28 protein-coding genes are annotated in these 13,716 nt (G+C 56.0%); all 28 read right to left on the reverse strand.

Features of this window, described 5'->3' with window-relative positions; genetic code table 11:
- Positions 1 to 6: 6 nt before the first annotated feature.
- Entirely contained in the window at positions 7 to 1,011 is a 1,005-nt protein-coding gene (locus tag MD273_RS16825; protein ID WP_092005462.1) for a DNA-directed RNA polymerase subunit alpha, read from the reverse strand.
- A gap of 35 nt (positions 1,012 to 1,046) precedes the next feature.
- The gene (rpsD, locus tag MD273_RS16830; protein WP_239038971.1) at positions 1,047 to 1,667 is read right to left on the reverse strand and encodes a 30S ribosomal protein S4; all 621 of its coding nucleotides are present in this window, start codon (positions 1,665 to 1,667) and stop codon (positions 1,047 to 1,049) included.
- Positions 1,668 to 1,685: 18 nt separating this feature from the next.
- A complete protein-coding gene (rpsK, locus tag MD273_RS16835; protein ID WP_007153992.1) occupies positions 1,686 to 2,075 on the reverse strand; it encodes a 30S ribosomal protein S11 in 390 nt (129 codons plus the stop codon).
- Positions 2,076 to 2,088: 13 nt separating this feature from the next.
- On the reverse strand, positions 2,089 to 2,445 hold the full coding sequence (rpsM, locus tag MD273_RS16840; RefSeq protein ID WP_239038972.1) for a 30S ribosomal protein S13: 357 nt from the start codon (positions 2,443 to 2,445) through the stop codon (positions 2,089 to 2,091).
- A gap of 143 nt (positions 2,446 to 2,588) precedes the next feature.
- A complete protein-coding gene (gene rpmJ, locus MD273_RS16845; protein ID WP_004580765.1) occupies positions 2,589 to 2,702 on the reverse strand; it encodes a 50S ribosomal protein L36 in 114 nt (37 codons plus the stop codon).
- 30 nt (positions 2,703 to 2,732) lie between these two features.
- Positions 2,733 to 4,055 carry a preprotein translocase subunit SecY gene (gene secY, locus MD273_RS16850; protein WP_239038973.1) on the reverse strand — a complete coding sequence of 441 codons (1,323 nt, stop codon included), beginning with the start codon at positions 4,053 to 4,055 and terminating at the stop codon, positions 2,733 to 2,735.
- A 17-nt stretch (positions 4,056 to 4,072) separates the two neighbouring features.
- The gene (gene rplO, locus MD273_RS16855) at positions 4,073 to 4,507 is read right to left on the reverse strand and encodes a 50S ribosomal protein L15 (RefSeq protein WP_239038974.1); all 435 of its coding nucleotides are present in this window, start codon (positions 4,505 to 4,507) and stop codon (positions 4,073 to 4,075) included.
- Position 4,508: 1 nt separating this feature from the next.
- Positions 4,509 to 4,697 carry a 50S ribosomal protein L30 gene (gene rpmD / locus MD273_RS16860; RefSeq protein WP_008940687.1) on the reverse strand — a complete coding sequence of 63 codons (189 nt, stop codon included), beginning with the start codon at positions 4,695 to 4,697 and terminating at the stop codon, positions 4,509 to 4,511.
- 4 nt (positions 4,698 to 4,701) lie between these two features.
- On the reverse strand, positions 4,702 to 5,202 hold the full coding sequence (gene rpsE, locus MD273_RS16865) for a 30S ribosomal protein S5 (protein ID WP_023010932.1): 501 nt from the start codon (positions 5,200 to 5,202) through the stop codon (positions 4,702 to 4,704).
- Positions 5,203 to 5,214: 12 nt separating this feature from the next.
- On the reverse strand, positions 5,215 to 5,562 hold the full coding sequence (gene rplR, locus MD273_RS16870; protein WP_113864163.1) for a 50S ribosomal protein L18: 348 nt from the start codon (positions 5,560 to 5,562) through the stop codon (positions 5,215 to 5,217).
- 9 nt (positions 5,563 to 5,571) lie between these two features.
- Positions 5,572 to 6,105 carry a 50S ribosomal protein L6 gene (gene rplF, locus MD273_RS16875; RefSeq protein ID WP_239038975.1) on the reverse strand — a complete coding sequence of 178 codons (534 nt, stop codon included), beginning with the start codon at positions 6,103 to 6,105 and terminating at the stop codon, positions 5,572 to 5,574.
- 9 nt (positions 6,106 to 6,114) lie between these two features.
- Positions 6,115 to 6,507, reverse strand: coding sequence for a 30S ribosomal protein S8 (rpsH, locus tag MD273_RS16880; protein WP_008940683.1), 393 nt, complete (start codon positions 6,505 to 6,507; stop codon positions 6,115 to 6,117).
- An 88-nt stretch (positions 6,508 to 6,595) separates the two neighbouring features.
- Positions 6,596 to 6,901, reverse strand: a complete 306-nt coding sequence (gene rpsN / locus MD273_RS16885; RefSeq protein WP_092005436.1) for a 30S ribosomal protein S14 — start codon at positions 6,899 to 6,901, stop codon at positions 6,596 to 6,598.
- Between the two features lie 12 nt (positions 6,902 to 6,913).
- Entirely contained in the window at positions 6,914 to 7,453 is a 540-nt protein-coding gene (rplE, locus tag MD273_RS16890) for a 50S ribosomal protein L5 (protein ID WP_239038976.1), read from the reverse strand.
- Between the two features lie 15 nt (positions 7,454 to 7,468).
- Positions 7,469 to 7,789, reverse strand: a complete 321-nt coding sequence (gene rplX, locus MD273_RS16895) for a 50S ribosomal protein L24 (protein WP_239038977.1) — start codon at positions 7,787 to 7,789, stop codon at positions 7,469 to 7,471.
- Positions 7,790 to 7,806: 17 nt separating this feature from the next.
- Positions 7,807 to 8,175, reverse strand: coding sequence for a 50S ribosomal protein L14 (gene rplN, locus MD273_RS16900; RefSeq protein ID WP_008940679.1), 369 nt, complete (start codon positions 8,173 to 8,175; stop codon positions 7,807 to 7,809).
- Between the two features lie 18 nt (positions 8,176 to 8,193).
- Positions 8,194 to 8,460, reverse strand: a complete 267-nt coding sequence (gene rpsQ / locus MD273_RS16905; protein WP_092005427.1) for a 30S ribosomal protein S17 — start codon at positions 8,458 to 8,460, stop codon at positions 8,194 to 8,196.
- 1 nt (position 8,461) lies between these two features.
- Complete coding sequence (gene rpmC / locus MD273_RS16910; RefSeq protein ID WP_091706143.1) at positions 8,462 to 8,653, reverse strand: 50S ribosomal protein L29; 192 nt, start codon at positions 8,651 to 8,653, stop codon at positions 8,462 to 8,464.
- On the reverse strand, positions 8,653 to 9,066 hold the full coding sequence (gene rplP, locus MD273_RS16915; RefSeq protein ID WP_008940676.1) for a 50S ribosomal protein L16: 414 nt from the start codon (positions 9,064 to 9,066) through the stop codon (positions 8,653 to 8,655). The genes rpmC and rplP overlap by 1 nt, the downstream gene beginning before the upstream one ends.
- A 12-nt stretch (positions 9,067 to 9,078) precedes the next feature.
- Positions 9,079 to 9,762, reverse strand: a complete 684-nt coding sequence (gene rpsC, locus MD273_RS16920) for a 30S ribosomal protein S3 (protein WP_008174872.1) — start codon at positions 9,760 to 9,762, stop codon at positions 9,079 to 9,081.
- Between the two features lie 11 nt (positions 9,763 to 9,773).
- Positions 9,774 to 10,106 (reverse strand): 50S ribosomal protein L22, encoded by a 333-nt coding sequence (gene rplV, locus MD273_RS16925; RefSeq protein ID WP_008940674.1) that lies wholly within the window; start codon positions 10,104 to 10,106, stop codon positions 9,774 to 9,776.
- Positions 10,107 to 10,122: 16 nt separating this feature from the next.
- A complete protein-coding gene (gene rpsS / locus MD273_RS16930) occupies positions 10,123 to 10,398 on the reverse strand; it encodes a 30S ribosomal protein S19 (RefSeq protein WP_007154011.1) in 276 nt (91 codons plus the stop codon).
- A gap of 24 nt (positions 10,399 to 10,422) precedes the next feature.
- A complete protein-coding gene (gene rplB, locus MD273_RS16935) occupies positions 10,423 to 11,250 on the reverse strand; it encodes a 50S ribosomal protein L2 (RefSeq protein ID WP_239038978.1) in 828 nt (275 codons plus the stop codon).
- A 17-nt stretch (positions 11,251 to 11,267) separates the two neighbouring features.
- Complete coding sequence (rplW, locus tag MD273_RS16940; protein WP_008174862.1) at positions 11,268 to 11,561, reverse strand: 50S ribosomal protein L23; 294 nt, start codon at positions 11,559 to 11,561, stop codon at positions 11,268 to 11,270.
- The gene (gene rplD / locus MD273_RS16945) at positions 11,558 to 12,163 is read right to left on the reverse strand and encodes a 50S ribosomal protein L4 (protein ID WP_092005415.1); all 606 of its coding nucleotides are present in this window, start codon (positions 12,161 to 12,163) and stop codon (positions 11,558 to 11,560) included. The genes rplW and rplD overlap by 4 nt, the downstream gene beginning before the upstream one ends.
- A gap of 11 nt (positions 12,164 to 12,174) precedes the next feature.
- Positions 12,175 to 12,813: a 50S ribosomal protein L3 gene (rplC, locus tag MD273_RS16950; RefSeq protein ID WP_239038979.1), complete on the reverse strand. Its 639-nt coding sequence runs from the start codon at positions 12,811 to 12,813 to the stop codon at positions 12,175 to 12,177.
- Between the two features lie 76 nt (positions 12,814 to 12,889).
- On the reverse strand, positions 12,890 to 13,201 hold the full coding sequence (rpsJ, locus tag MD273_RS16955; protein ID WP_004580743.1) for a 30S ribosomal protein S10: 312 nt from the start codon (positions 13,199 to 13,201) through the stop codon (positions 12,890 to 12,892).
- 185 nt (positions 13,202 to 13,386) lie between these two features.
- A partial coding sequence (locus MD273_RS16960; protein ID WP_502846071.1) for an EF-Tu C-terminal domain-related protein occupies positions 13,387 to 13,716 on the reverse strand: 330 nt, incomplete at its 5' end.

A 13,716-nucleotide genomic window follows, 5' to 3' on the forward strand; every position in this document is an offset into this window, starting at 1 on the left:
CGGCGATTAACCGCCCAGAACCCGGTCGTCGCCACGAAGGCTAGCCGGCGGCCAGTTATCAAGACGCATGCCCAGAGACAAACCACGGGACGCCAGGACGTCCTTGATCTCGGTCAGCGACTTCTTGCCAAGGTTAGGCGTCTTCAGCAGCTCAACTTCGGTGCGCTGAATCAGATCGCCGATATAGTAAATGTTCTCAGCCTTCAAGCAGTTAGCTGAACGCACTGTCAATTCCAGATCATCTACCGGACGCAGCAGAATCGGATCGATTTCTTCCTCTTCCTCGACACGCTCCGGCTCTTTCTCGTGATCGAAATCAACGAACACTGCCAATTGCTGCTGGAGGATGGTTGCCGCCCGGCGAATCGCTTCTTCCGGGTCGATGGTGCCATTGGTCTCCAGATCAATTACCAGCTTGTCCAGATCAGTACGCTGCTCAACCCGTGCGCTTTCAACGGCGTAAGCCACGCGGCGAACCGGGCTGAAGGTTGCATCCAGCTGCAGGCGTCCGATGGCGCGAGTTTCGTCCTCGTCCAGACCACGCTGGTCGGCCGGCTCATAGCCACGACCGCGGGCAACACGCAGACGCATGTTCAATTCACCGTTTTCACTCAGGTGACAGATCACATGGTCCGGGTTGGCGATCTCGACATCGTGATCCAGCTTGATGTCACCGGCTGTCACAACGCCCGGGCCTTTCTTGCTGAGGGTCAACTCAGCTTCGTCCCGGCCGTTCATTTTCACGGCGACGCCTTTGAGATTCAGAAGAATCTCGATGACGTCTTCCTGGACACCCTCAATGGCGCTGTACTCGTGCAGGACACCGTCGATCTGCGCTTCAGTAATGGCGCAGCCCGGCATCGAAGACAAGAGAATACGGCGCAATGCGCTACCCAGGGTATGACCGAAGCCCCGCTCGAGCGGCTCCAGGGTCACCTTGGCGCGCGTGGCGCTGGATTCTTTCACGTCAATGGTACGAGGTGTCAATAACTCATGTACTGAACGCTGCATAGACGCCCCTATCTGCTATCGTTGCTTACTGGGCTTTACTTGGAGTAAAGCTCGACGATGAGGTTCTCGTTGATGTCGGCCGGCAGTTCAGTACGCTCAGGCACTGACTTGTAAACGCCGGACATCTTGTTGGCGTCAACCTCTACCCAGCTTACCGGTGCGCGGCTGGCAGACAGATCCAGAGCGCCTTTGACGCGCAGCTGGTTCTTGGCCTTTTCACGCACGCTCACAACGTCACCCGGCTTGACCTGATAAGACGGAATGTTTACCGACTTGTCGTTGACCAGGATCGCCTTGTGAGAGACGAGCTGACGGGCTTCTGCACGGGTAGAACCAAAGCCCATGCGATATACAACGTTGTCCAGGCGACCTTCCAGAAGTTGCAGCAGGTTTTCACCGGTTGCACCCTTCAGACGGGCAGCCTCTTTGTAGTAGTTGCGGAACTGCTTCTCAAGCACGCCGTAGATACGACGGACTTTCTGTTTCTCACGAAGCTGTACGCCGTACTCGGACAGACGACCGCGACGCGCGCCGTGCATACCCGGCGGAGTCTCGATGTTGCACTTGGAATCGAGCGCGCGAACGCCGCTCTTCAGAAAAAGATCTGTCCCTTCACGACGAGACAGCTTGCACTTCGGGCCTATATAACGAGCCATATTTCACTGTCTCCTGTGTTAGACGCGGCGCTTCTTGGGCGGACGGCAGCCGTTATGGGGAATCGGCGTCACATCAGTGATGTTGGTGATCTTGTAGCCACACGCGTTCAGCGCGCGAACTGCAGATTCACGTCCGGGCCCAGGACCCTTAACCTCTACGTCCAGGTTTTTAAGGCCGTATTCAGCAGCCGCATTACCGGCTCTTTCAGCTGCTACCTGCGCAGCAAAAGGTGTACTCTTACGTGAGCCGCGGAAACCGGAACCACCGGAGGTGGCCCAGGACAGGACGTTGCCCTGACGGTCCGAAATGGTCACGATAGTGTTGTTGAAGGACGCGTGAATGTGCGCGACGCCATCAACAACCGTCTTTTTCACCTTTTTACGGGTACGTGTACCTGGCTTTGCCATGTTTGCCTACCTGTTACTTGCGAATAGGTTTGCGAGGACCTTTACGGGTGCGGGCGTTGGTCTTGGTGCGCTGGCCACGGACCGGAAGGCCATGACGGTGACGCAGACCACGGAAGCAACCGAGATCCTTCAAACGCTTGATGTTCATCTGTACTTCACGACGCAGGTCGCCTTCGACGGTGAACTTGCCCACTTCAGTACGAAGTGCTTCAAGCTGCTCGTCGCTCAGGTCCTTGACCTTAAGGTCCGGCTTGACACCGGTTGCGTCGCAAAGCTTCTGGGCTGTTGTCTTGCCAACACCGAAGATGTAGGTCAGCGAGATAACAGCATGTTTGTTATCGGGTATATTGACACCGGCTATACGTGCCATCCAAATTACTCCGCGTTCAAAGCTTTGCTGTGTGAATTTTCCGCCACAAAAAGGGCGCGAAATAATAGCGCCTGACCCGCTTCCGAGTCAAGCGCCATCATTCCGAACCCCTTTTGCAATGTCAGGAGTGGTTCCCTTGGGAATCAGCCCTGGCGCTGCTTGTGACGAGGCTCCGTGCAAATGACTCGGACCGAGCCATTGCGACGAATTACTTTGCAGTTACGGCAAATTTTCTTTACCGAAGCGCGTACTTTCATTGTCGACTCCAGTTTTCAAGGGGAACGGTATTACCCGTTCCGTCCATAGCCCTTGAGATTGGACTTCTTCATCAGTGATTCATACTGATGGGACATCAGGTGCGACTGTACCTGCGCCATGAAATCCATCACCACGACTACCACAATCAGCAGTGACGTACCGCCCAGATAGAAGGGTACATTCCCTGCCACCATCAGGAACTGAGGGAACAGGGACACTGCCGCAATGTACATTGCGCCGAACAGCGTCAAACGGGTCAGCACACCGTCAATATACTTGGCGGTCTGCTCGCCCGGACGGATGCCCGGAATAAACGCTCCTGAGCGCTTGAGGTTATCCGCGACTTCTTTCGGGTTGTACATCAGCGCTGTGTAGAAGAAGCAGAAGAATACCACTGCTGCTGCGAACAGGATAATGTACAGAGGCTGACTCGGTGCCAGAGCCTGCGAAACGTCGCTCAACCACTCCATGCCTTCACCCTGGCCAAACCACTGCCCGATCGATGCCGGGAACAGCAGGATGGAAGAGGCAAAGATGGGCGGAATCACACCCGCCATATTCACCTTCAGCGGCAAATGGCTGGACTGCTGGGCAAACACCCGACGCCCCTGCTGCCGCTTGGCATAGTTGATGGTCAGACGACGCTGGCCACGCTCCATGAACACCACAAAGCCGATAACCGCTACAGCCAGGATGCCGATCCCGAGAACCACCAGAAGGCTCATCTCGCCGTTACGTGCCTGCTCAAGTGTCTGACCGATTGCACCCGGCAATCCAGCCACGATACCGGCAAAGATCAACAGCGATATGCCGTTGCCGACGCCGCGCTCGGTGATCTGCTCACCCAGCCACATCATGAACACGGCACCGCTCACGAACGAGACCACCGCCACAAAGTGGAAGCTGAAGCTATCGTTAAAGGTGACACCCTGGGATGCCAGCCCCACAGAAATACCAGCGCCCTGCACCAGGGCCAGGATCACAGTCCCGTACCTTGTGTACTGACTGATCTTGCGACGACCCGCTTCGCCTTCCTTCTTCAGCTGCTCAAGCTGCGGACTGACCGCAGTCATGAGCTGCATGATAATGGAGGCCGAGATGTACGGCATGATGCCGAGTGCGAAGATACTCATGCGCTCAAGCGCACCACCGGAAAACATGTTGAACATACTCAGGATCGTGCCCTGATTCTGCTCGAACAGTGCCGCCAGACGGTCGGGGTTGATACCCGGCACCGGAATATGGGCACCGATCCGGTACACCAGCAATGCCAGGAAGACGAACCAGAGCCGCGAACGCAGCTCTGCAAGTCCTTTACCCGCGCCCGTAGGCAATGATGCTGTCTTGGCCATTTAGTCCTCGACTCGCCTTAGTCCTCGACTTTACCGCCCGCTGCAGCAATTGCCTCGCGTGCGCCTTTGGTGACCCGCAGGCCCTTCACAGTTACCGCCCGGCTCAGCTCGCCAGACAGGATAACCTTGGCTTCACGGATCTCTTCACGGATCACATCAGCCTTTTTCAGGGCTTCCAGATCAACCACGTCGCCTTCAACCTTCGCCAGTTCATTCAGACGAATTTCGGCAACATAACGCTGCTGACGGGAAGTGAAACCAAACTTCGGCAGACGACGGGCCAGAGGCTGCTGACCGCCCTCGAAACCGGGAGCTACGGAACCACCGGAACGGGACTTCAGACCCTTGTGACCACGGCCGCCGGTTTTGCCGAGACCGCTACCGATACCACGACCAACGCGTTTGCCGTCGGGACGTGAACCGGGTTCTGGAGCAAGTTCGTTCAGACGCATCTTAGTTCTCCTCAACCCGTACCAGGTAATTCACCCGGTTGATCATGCCGCGGATGGAAGGAGTGTCCTCCAGTTCCACGGTCTGACCGATTTTACGAAGACCCAGGCCCTTCACGCACAGCTTGTGCTTGGGCTGGCAGCTGATAGGGCTGCGGGTCAGTGTAACTTTGATTGTTTTCGCGTTCGCCATGACTTCAACCCAGAATATCTTCCACGGATTTACCGCGCTTGGCTGCAACGTCCTCAGGCGCCTTCATGGCCTGGAGACCCTTGATAGTGGAACGTACCACGTTCACCGGGTTGGTAGACCCGTAACACTTGGACAGTACGTTCTGCACACCCGCGACTTCCAGGACCGCACGCATCGCACCACCGGCGATGATTCCGGTACCTTCGGAGGCAGGCTGCATGTAGACCTTGGAGCCACCATGCTGCGCCCGGACCGGGTACTGAAGAGTGGTGCCGTCAAGCGCCACATCCACCATGTTTTTACGTGCAGCTTCCATGGCCTTCTGGATGGCTACCGGAACTTCCCGGGCCTTACCACGGCCGAAGCCAACGCGACCTTTACCATCACCCACTACGGTCAGTGCGGTGAAGGCGAAAATACGGCCGCCCTTTACAACCTTGGCGACACGGTTGACCTGAACCAGCTTCTCCTGGAGCTCAGGCGCCTTCTGTTCGTTAACGCTCATCTTCTCCACCTCTTAGAATTGCAAGCCAGCTTCACGGGCTGCGTCGGCCAGAGCCTGGACGCGACCGTGATAACGGTAACCGGAACGGTCAAACGCTACCTTCTCAACGCCAGCTGCCTTGGCACGCTCAGCGATCAGCTGACCAACCTTCTTGGCAGCATCCACGTTACCGGTAGCGCCCTGGCGCAGTTCCTTATCCAACGTGGAGGCAGAGGCCAGCACTTTGCTGCCGTCTGCGGTAGTGACCTGGGCGTACATATGACGCGGAGTGCGGTGAACGCACAGACGATCGGTACCCAGTTCACGGATCTTCATGCGCACTTTGCGTGCGCGACGCAATCTTTCGTTATTCGCGCTCATAGTCCCGCCTTATTTCTTCTTGGCTTCTTTGCGTCTGACCTGCTCATCCGCATAACGAACACCCTTGCCCTTATAAGGCTCGGGCGGACGGAACGCGCGGATTTCCGCAGCGACCTGGCCAACCTGTTGCTTGTCGATACCGCGAATCACGACTTCCGTGTTGGACGGAGTCTCGGCGGTAACACCCTCGGGCAGCTCGTACTCGACCGGGTGAGAAAAACCCAGTGTCAGGTTGAGCTTCTTACCTTGCGCCTGGGCACGGTAACCTACGCCCGTCAGCATAAGCCTGCGCTCCCAACCTGTAGAAACGCCGGTGACCATGTTGTTAACCAGAGCACGGGTCGTACCAGCAAGAGCACGGGACTGTTTGGCACCATTGCGGGCTTCAAAGCGAAGAACGTTTTCTTCCTGCTTTACTTCAACCGCCTGGTGAATGGTGATTTGAAGCGCTCCCTTGGAGCCCTTCACGTTAATTTCCTGTCCGTTCAGCTTAACCTCAACACCGGAAGGCAGCACGACAGGATTATTGGCAACCCTGGACATGTGTATCTCCTAGAATACGGTGCAGATGACTTCGCCACCCACGCCTGCAGCACGTGCGGCGCGGTCTGTCATAACGCCCTTGGACGTTGAGACAATCGCGACTCCCAGACCACCGGATACTTTCGGCAGTTCCCCAGCGCCTTTGTACTGGCGCAGACTCGGACGGCTGACCCGCTTGATCTCTTCGATAACCGGCTTGCCGCCGAAATACTTCAGAGTGATGGTCAGCTCGGGCTTCGCGTCAGCTGAAACAGAGAAATCCTCAACGTAGCCTTCGTCCTTCAGGACCTGGGCCACGGAGACCTTCATTTTTGAAGACGGCATCGTAACGTCTGCTTTGGATGCCATCTGGGCATTACGGATACGGGTAAACATATCCGCAAGCGTGTCTTGCATACTCATTGGTATGAGGCTCCTGATCTTTTTAGTTGTGCAGCGGCTTGCCGCACCGCTTACCAACAGGCACCTGACCGAAGTCAGGCTGCCTATCTTACCAGCTTGCCTTGGTCAGGCCCGGAACGTCACCGCGCATGCCGTATTCACGGAGTTTGATCCGTGAAAGCTCGAACTTGCGCAGAACGCCGTGGGGACGACCAGTCACCTGGCAACGATTACGAAGACGCGAAGGAGACGCATCGCGAGGAAGCTGTTGCAGCTTCATCTGCGCATCCCAACGCTCGTCGTCGCTGGTATTCGGGTTCTTGATAATCGCCTTGAGCTCGGCACGCTTGGCTGCGTATTTGGCAACCGTCTTTTCGCGCTTGAGCTCACGCTGTTTCATGGAAACCTTAGCCATGTCTCTCGTTCCTTATTTCTTGAACGGAAAGCCGAAGGCTTTCAGCAGTTCGCGACCTTCATCATCGGTACCGGCAGTGGTGGTGATGGTGATATCCAGACCGCGGATCTTGTCGACCTTGTCGTACTCGATCTCAGGGAAAATGATCTGCTCACGCACACCCATGCTGTAGTTACCGCGCCCGTCGAAGGACTTGGGGTTCAGACCGCGGAAGTCACGAATGCGGGGAACCGCAATGTGAACCAGACGATCAAAGAAGTCCCACATACGCTCGCCGCGCAGGGTAACCTTGCAGCCGATAGGCCAGCCTTCACGGATTTTGAAACCCGCAACGGACTTACGCGCCTTGGTGACAACCGGCTTCTGACCTGCCAGGCGCTCAAGATCCGCCACGGCATTCTCAATCAGCTTCTTGTCACCAACCGCTTCACCGACACCCATGTTCAGGGTGATCTTTTCGATACGCGGGACCTGCATCACGTTCTTGTAGCCGAACTCTTTCTGCAGGGCGGGTACCACTTCCTGACTGTATTGCTCTTTACTGTTTAGCATCGTAACCACCACCGCTTACTGGTTATCGACAGCTTCGTTCGTGGACTTGAAGATCCGCACTTTGCTGCCGTCTTCCTTCACCTGAAAGCCGACACGATCGGCTTTGCCGGTCTGCGGATTAAAGATAGCCACGTTTGAAACCTGGATAGGTGCTTCTTTCTCGACGATGCCACCCGGGGTGCCCAGCATCGGGTTCGGCTTAGTGTGCTTCTTGATCATGTTGATGCCAGAAACAAGCACTCGGCCATCATCCTGAACCTTCAGGACTTTACCACGTTTGCCTTTGTCTTTGCCCGTGGTGACGATTACTTCGTCATCTCGTTTAATCTTTTTCATAACCGGCCTCTGGTCCTTTAAAGTACTTCGGGTGCCAGTGAGATAATTTTCATGAACTTCTCATTACGCAGTTCACGGGTAACCGGTCCGAAGATACGGGTACCAATCGGTGCGTCCTGATTGTTCAGAAGTACCGCCGCGTTACCGTCGAAGCGGATCAGGGATCCGTCTGGACGACGTACACCCTTGCGGGTGCGCACGACCACAGCTTTCAGGACCTGGCCTTTTTTCACCTTACCGCGGGGAATGGCTTCCTTGACGGTCACCTTGATGATATCCCCAACGCTGGCATAACGCCGATGTGAACCGCCCAGGACCTTGATGCACTGAACCTGACGTGCACCACTGTTGTCCGCGACTTCAAGCATTGTTTGAGTCTGAATCATGGTTGTTCTCCGGGCGAATTACACCTTGGATGCACGTTCGGTAACTTCCACCAGAGCCCAGCTCTTGGTCTTGGAGACCGGACGGGTTTCCTGGATCGTTACAGTGTCACCGATGTTGCACTGATTACTCTCATCGTGAGCGTGGATCTTGGTAGAGCGCTTCATGTACTTGCCGTACAGCGGGTGCTTCACCTGACGCTCGACCAGAACCACGATGGACTTGTCCATCTTGTTGCTCACGACCTTCCCGCTCAGAGTTCTGGCAGTTTGGGTAGCTTCGGTCATGTCACTGTCCTGCCTTTTCGTTCAATACTGTTTTCACGCGAGCGATGTCGCGCTTCACCTTGCCGAGAAGGTGAGACTGATTCAGCTGACCTGTCGCCTTACGCATGCGCAGGTTGAACTGCTCCTTCAGGAGGTCGATCAGCTCTTGGTTCAGCTCCTCGACTGACTTTTCACGCAGCTCTGTTGCTTTCATCACATCACCGTCCTCGTTACAAAGGTGGTCTGTACCGGCAGTTTGGCCGCAGCGAGAGTGAAGGCTTCGCGTGCTACGTCTTCAGCAACACCTTCCATCTCGTAGAGCATGCGGCCTGGCTGGATTTCAGCCACCCAATACTCGACAGAACCCTTACCTTTACCCATTCGAACTTCAAGCGGCTTGCTTGAGATCGGCTTGTCCGGGAATACCCGGATCCAGATCTTACCGCCCCGCTTGATACGACGAGTCATGGTACGACGCGCTGCCTCAATCTGGCGCGCAGTTATACGCCCACGGCTGGTCGCCTTCAATCCGTATTCACCGAAGCTCACCTTGTTGGCGCGGTGAGCAAGACCGGTGTTACGGCCTTTCATTACCTTGCGGAATTTGGTGCGTTTTGGTTGCAGCATAAGAGTGCCCCTTTACTTAGAACCTTTCTTCCCAGAGGCTTTCTTGTCAGCACGGACCTGCTCCATACCACCAAGAATCTCACCTTTGAAGATCCATACCTTGACGCCGATTACGCCGTAGGTGGTATGCGCTTCGTAGGTTGCGTAATCAATGTCTGCACGCAGTGTGTGCAGAGGTACACGACCTTCGCGATACCACTCGGAACGTGCGATTTCAGCACCCCCAAGACGACCGCCAACCTGGATCTTGATACCCTTGGCGCCCTGACGCATGGCGTTCTGAACGGCGCGCTTCATGGCGCGACGGAACATCACACGACGCTCGAGCTGACCGGCAACGTTCTGCGCTACCAGGCGGGCATCCAGGTCCGGCTTGCGGACTTCCTCGATGTTGATGTGCACCGGCACACCCATCATGTCGCTCACTTCGCGACGCAGACGGTCAACATCTTCGCCCTTCTTGCCGATAACAATACCGGGGCGGGCTGTATGGATCGTGATCCGGGCGTTCTGAGCCGGGCGCTCGATCACAATCTTGCTGACAGACGCCTTAACCAGACGCTTGTCCAGGAACTCGCGAACCTGAATATCATTCAGGAGGTTCTTGGAGTATTCCTTCTTGTCGGCATACCAGACTGAGTTGTGCTCTTTGATCACACCCAGGCGAATGCCGGTCGGATTTACTTTATGACCCATCTGAGCATCTCCTACTTGTCGGCGACCTTGACGGTGATATGACAGGTGCGCTTGAAAATACGGTCAGCGCGCCCCTTGGCTCGAGCTTTGATTCGCTTGAGCGTCGGGCCCTCATCCACCATCACAGTGGAAACCCGCAGATCATCTACGTCCAGACCTTCGTTGTGCTCAGCGTTGGCAATGGCGGACTCAAGAGCTTTCTTGATCACGACCGCTGCCTTCTTCGGGCTGAAAGTCAGAATGTTCAGGGCGTCCTCAACAGCCTTGCCGCGTACCTGGTCAGCGACAAGACGCGCTTTTTGAGCTGAGAGGCGAGCGCCCTTGTACTTGGCTGCTACTTCCATTTCTATTACCTCAGAATCAGCGTTTAGCTTTCTTGTCGGCCGCATGACCACGATAAGTACGCGTTGCCGCGAACTCACCCAGCTTATGACCCACCATATCTTCGGTGACATAAACCGGCACGTGCTGCTTGCCGTTGTGGACTGCAATGGTCAGGCCTACCATCTCCGGAAAGACTGTTGACCGGCGGGACCAGGTTTTAATGGGCCGCTTGTCGTTAGCTTCCAGAGCTGCCTCGACCTTCTTCAACAGATGCAGGTCTATAAAAGGACCTTTCTTCAAAGAACGTGGCACAGCAAATTACCTCTATGTAGTCGTTTACTTGGCCGAACGACGACGTACTATCATCTTGTCAGTACGCTTGTTCTTACGAGTCTTATGCCCTTTGGTCGGAACACCCCACGGAGTAACCGGGTGACGTCCGCCAGAGGTACGCCCTTCACCACCACCATGCGGGTGGTCAACTGGGTTCATAGCAACACCACGTACTGTTGGCCGTTTGCCGCGCCAACGTGATGCACCCGCTTTACCAAGTTGCTTGAGGCTGTGCTCGCTGTTGGAGACTTCTCCCAGCGTGGCACGGCAGTCTACAAGCACCTTTCGCATTTCACCTGAGCGCAGGCGGATGGTGGCATACGCACCTTCCCGAGCAACCAGCTGTACGGATGCGCCCGCGGAGCGAGCCAGCTGGGCACCTTTGCCAGGCTTGAGTTCGACGCAGTGGATCACGGAACCGACCGGAATGTTCCGGAGCGGCAGAGTGGAACCCACTTTGATCGGCGCGTCGATACCGGAGCGCACCGGGTCACCAATCCGCATGCCCTTGGGAGCGATGATGTAACGACGCTCGCCATCGGCGTACTTCAGCAGTGCGATGTGCGCAGAGCGGTTCGGATCGTATTCCAGGCGCTCAATGACCGCCGGGATACCATCTTTGGTCCGCTTGAAATCGATTACACGGTAGTGCTTCTTGTGGCCACCACCAATGTGGCGGGTGGTGATGCGACCGAAATGGTTACGACCACCCGATTTGCTCAGAGTTTCTACCAACGGCTCGTAGGGGCGCCCCTTGTGCAGATCCGGGTTGTAAAGCTTTACAACGTGGCGGCGTCCGGCAGATGTTGGTTTGGTTTTGACGATCGGCATATTACGACCCCTTTACCTTATTCCACATCCAGAAAATCGATGTCCTGACCTTCTGCCAGCTTTACGTAAGCCTTACGAATGTCATTACGCTTGCCGAATCCGCGGATAGTGCGCTTGAGCTTACCCTTGCGGTTCAGAACCTGAACACCTTCTACGGTGACGTTGAACAGCTGCTCAACGGCTTTCTTGATCTCCGGCTTGGTTGCATCAGGCGCTACACGAAAAACCACCTGACCACGCTCTGCCGCCAGAGACGCTTTCTCTGATACGTGAGGTCCCAGCAGGACCTTGTAAATACGTTCCTGATTCATCCCAGCATCTCCTCGATCTTCTTCAGAGCGGGAACAGTCACCACGACTTTCTCGAAGGCAACCAGGCTGACCGGATCCAGGCCTGCAACATCACGAACATCCACATGGGGGATATTGCGGGAAGCCAGGTGCAGGTTCTGCTCGACGTTGTCTGACAGAATCAGCGCGTTGGACACACCGATGTCCTTCAGCTTGGCATTGAAGGCCTTGGTCTTCGGGCTTTCGACGTTCATGTCGTCAACCACCACCAGACGCTCCTGGCGCACCAGCTCCGAGAAAATGGAGCGCATGGCCGCACGGTACATCTTACGGTTGACCTTCTGCTCAAAGTCGCGGGGCTTGGCAGCAAAAGTCACACCACCAGAACGCCAGATCGGGCTACGAATGGTGCCCGCACGGGCACGACCGGTGCCCTTCTGACGCCAGGGCTTCTTGCCACCACCACTGACTTCGGAACGTGTCTTCTGAGCCTTGGTACCCTGACGGCCAGCCGCCATGTAGGCAGTGACCACCTGGTGAACCAGGGACTCGTTGAAATCTTTGGCGAACGTAGCGTCGGAAACAGAGATCCCCTTGCCGCTACCAGTAATTGTCAATTCCATCGCACCGCTCCTCAGGCTTTGACTGCAGGCTTGATGACAACGTCGCCGCCAGTTGCGCCGGGGACGGCACCACTTACCAGCAGCAGGTTGCGCTCGGCGTCGACACGGACGATCTTCAGGTTCTGCACGGTGACCTGTGCGTTACCCATCTGGCCCGCCATCTTCTTGCCCTTGAATACCTTGCCCGGGGTCTGGTTCTGACCGATGGAACCCGGTGCACGGTGGGACAGGGAGTTACCGTGAGTCGCGTCTTGCATGGAGAAGTTCCAGCGCTTAACACCACCCTGGAAGCCCTTACCCTTGGACTGACCGGTGGCATCAACCATCTGGCCATCTTCAAAGACAGAGGCAGTGATCTCGCTGCCAGCAGCCAGATCTTCACCTTCACCATCCGCCAGACGGAATTCCCACACGCCACGACCGGCTTCAACACCCGCCTTGGCAAAGTGACCTGCTTCCGCCTTGGTTACACGAGAGGAACGACGGCTGCCGACAGTAACCTGCACGGCGCGATAACCATCGCTTTCAAGAGTTTTCAGCTGGGTAATGCGGTTGGGCTCAACCTCAATTACCGTTACGGGCAGCGCTTGCCCGTCTTCCGTAAAAATACGGGTCATACCGGCCTTGCGACCGACAACACCAATTGCCATGTTTCACCTCTTAAGTGTACGGGGCTCGCACCCTCTATGGCCTTATGACAGTTACACAGACTAATACCGGGCGGTATTAGCCGAGGCTGATCTGAACGTCTACACCTGCTGCCAGGTCCAGCTTCATCAGAGCATCCACTGTCTTCTCCGTCGGCTCAACGATGTCGAGCAGACGCTTATGCGTACGAATTTCATACTGATCGCGCGCGTCCTTGTTGACGTGCGGAGAGATCAATACTGTGTACTTTTCCTTCCGCGTCGGCAGAGGAATCGGGCCACGCACCTGAGCGCCGGTCCGCTTGGCGGTATCGACGATCTCCTGCGTGGACTGGTCGATCAGGCGATAATCAAACGCCTTCAACCGAATTCGAATTTTTTGGCTTTGCATGATGCACCAAACTCCACTCGTAGCAGCTACTGTTTAGCCGACCTTCAAAAAAAGGAGCCGCATTGTATGCATAATACCCAACCCTGTCAACAGCTATGCTGTGTGACCAGGTCGGGCAGACTTTGCGACTGAAACAGAAAAAGGGGCTGATGGTTCAGCCCCTTTTTCAGGATCAAGCGAGCAGATTACTCGATGATCTTGGAGACCACGCCGGCACCAACGGTACGGCCGCCTTCGCGGATCGCGAAGCGCAGGCCATCTTCCATGGCGATCGGAGCGATCAGGGTAACGCTCATCTTCACGTTGTCACCCGGCATAACCATTTCCACGCCTTCCGGCAGTTCACAGGAACCGGTTACGTCGGTGGTACGGAAGTAGAACTGCGGACGGTAGCCCTTGAAGAACGGAGTATGACGACCGCCTTCTTCCTTGCTCAGTACGTACACTTCGCACTCGAACTTGGTGTGCGGAGTGATGGAGCCCGGAACCGCCAGAACCTGACCACGCTCAACGTC

It is taken from the genome of Marinobacter sp. C7, from assembly GCF_022343555.1.
Taxonomy (GTDB): domain Bacteria; phylum Pseudomonadota; class Gammaproteobacteria; order Pseudomonadales; family Oleiphilaceae; genus Marinobacter.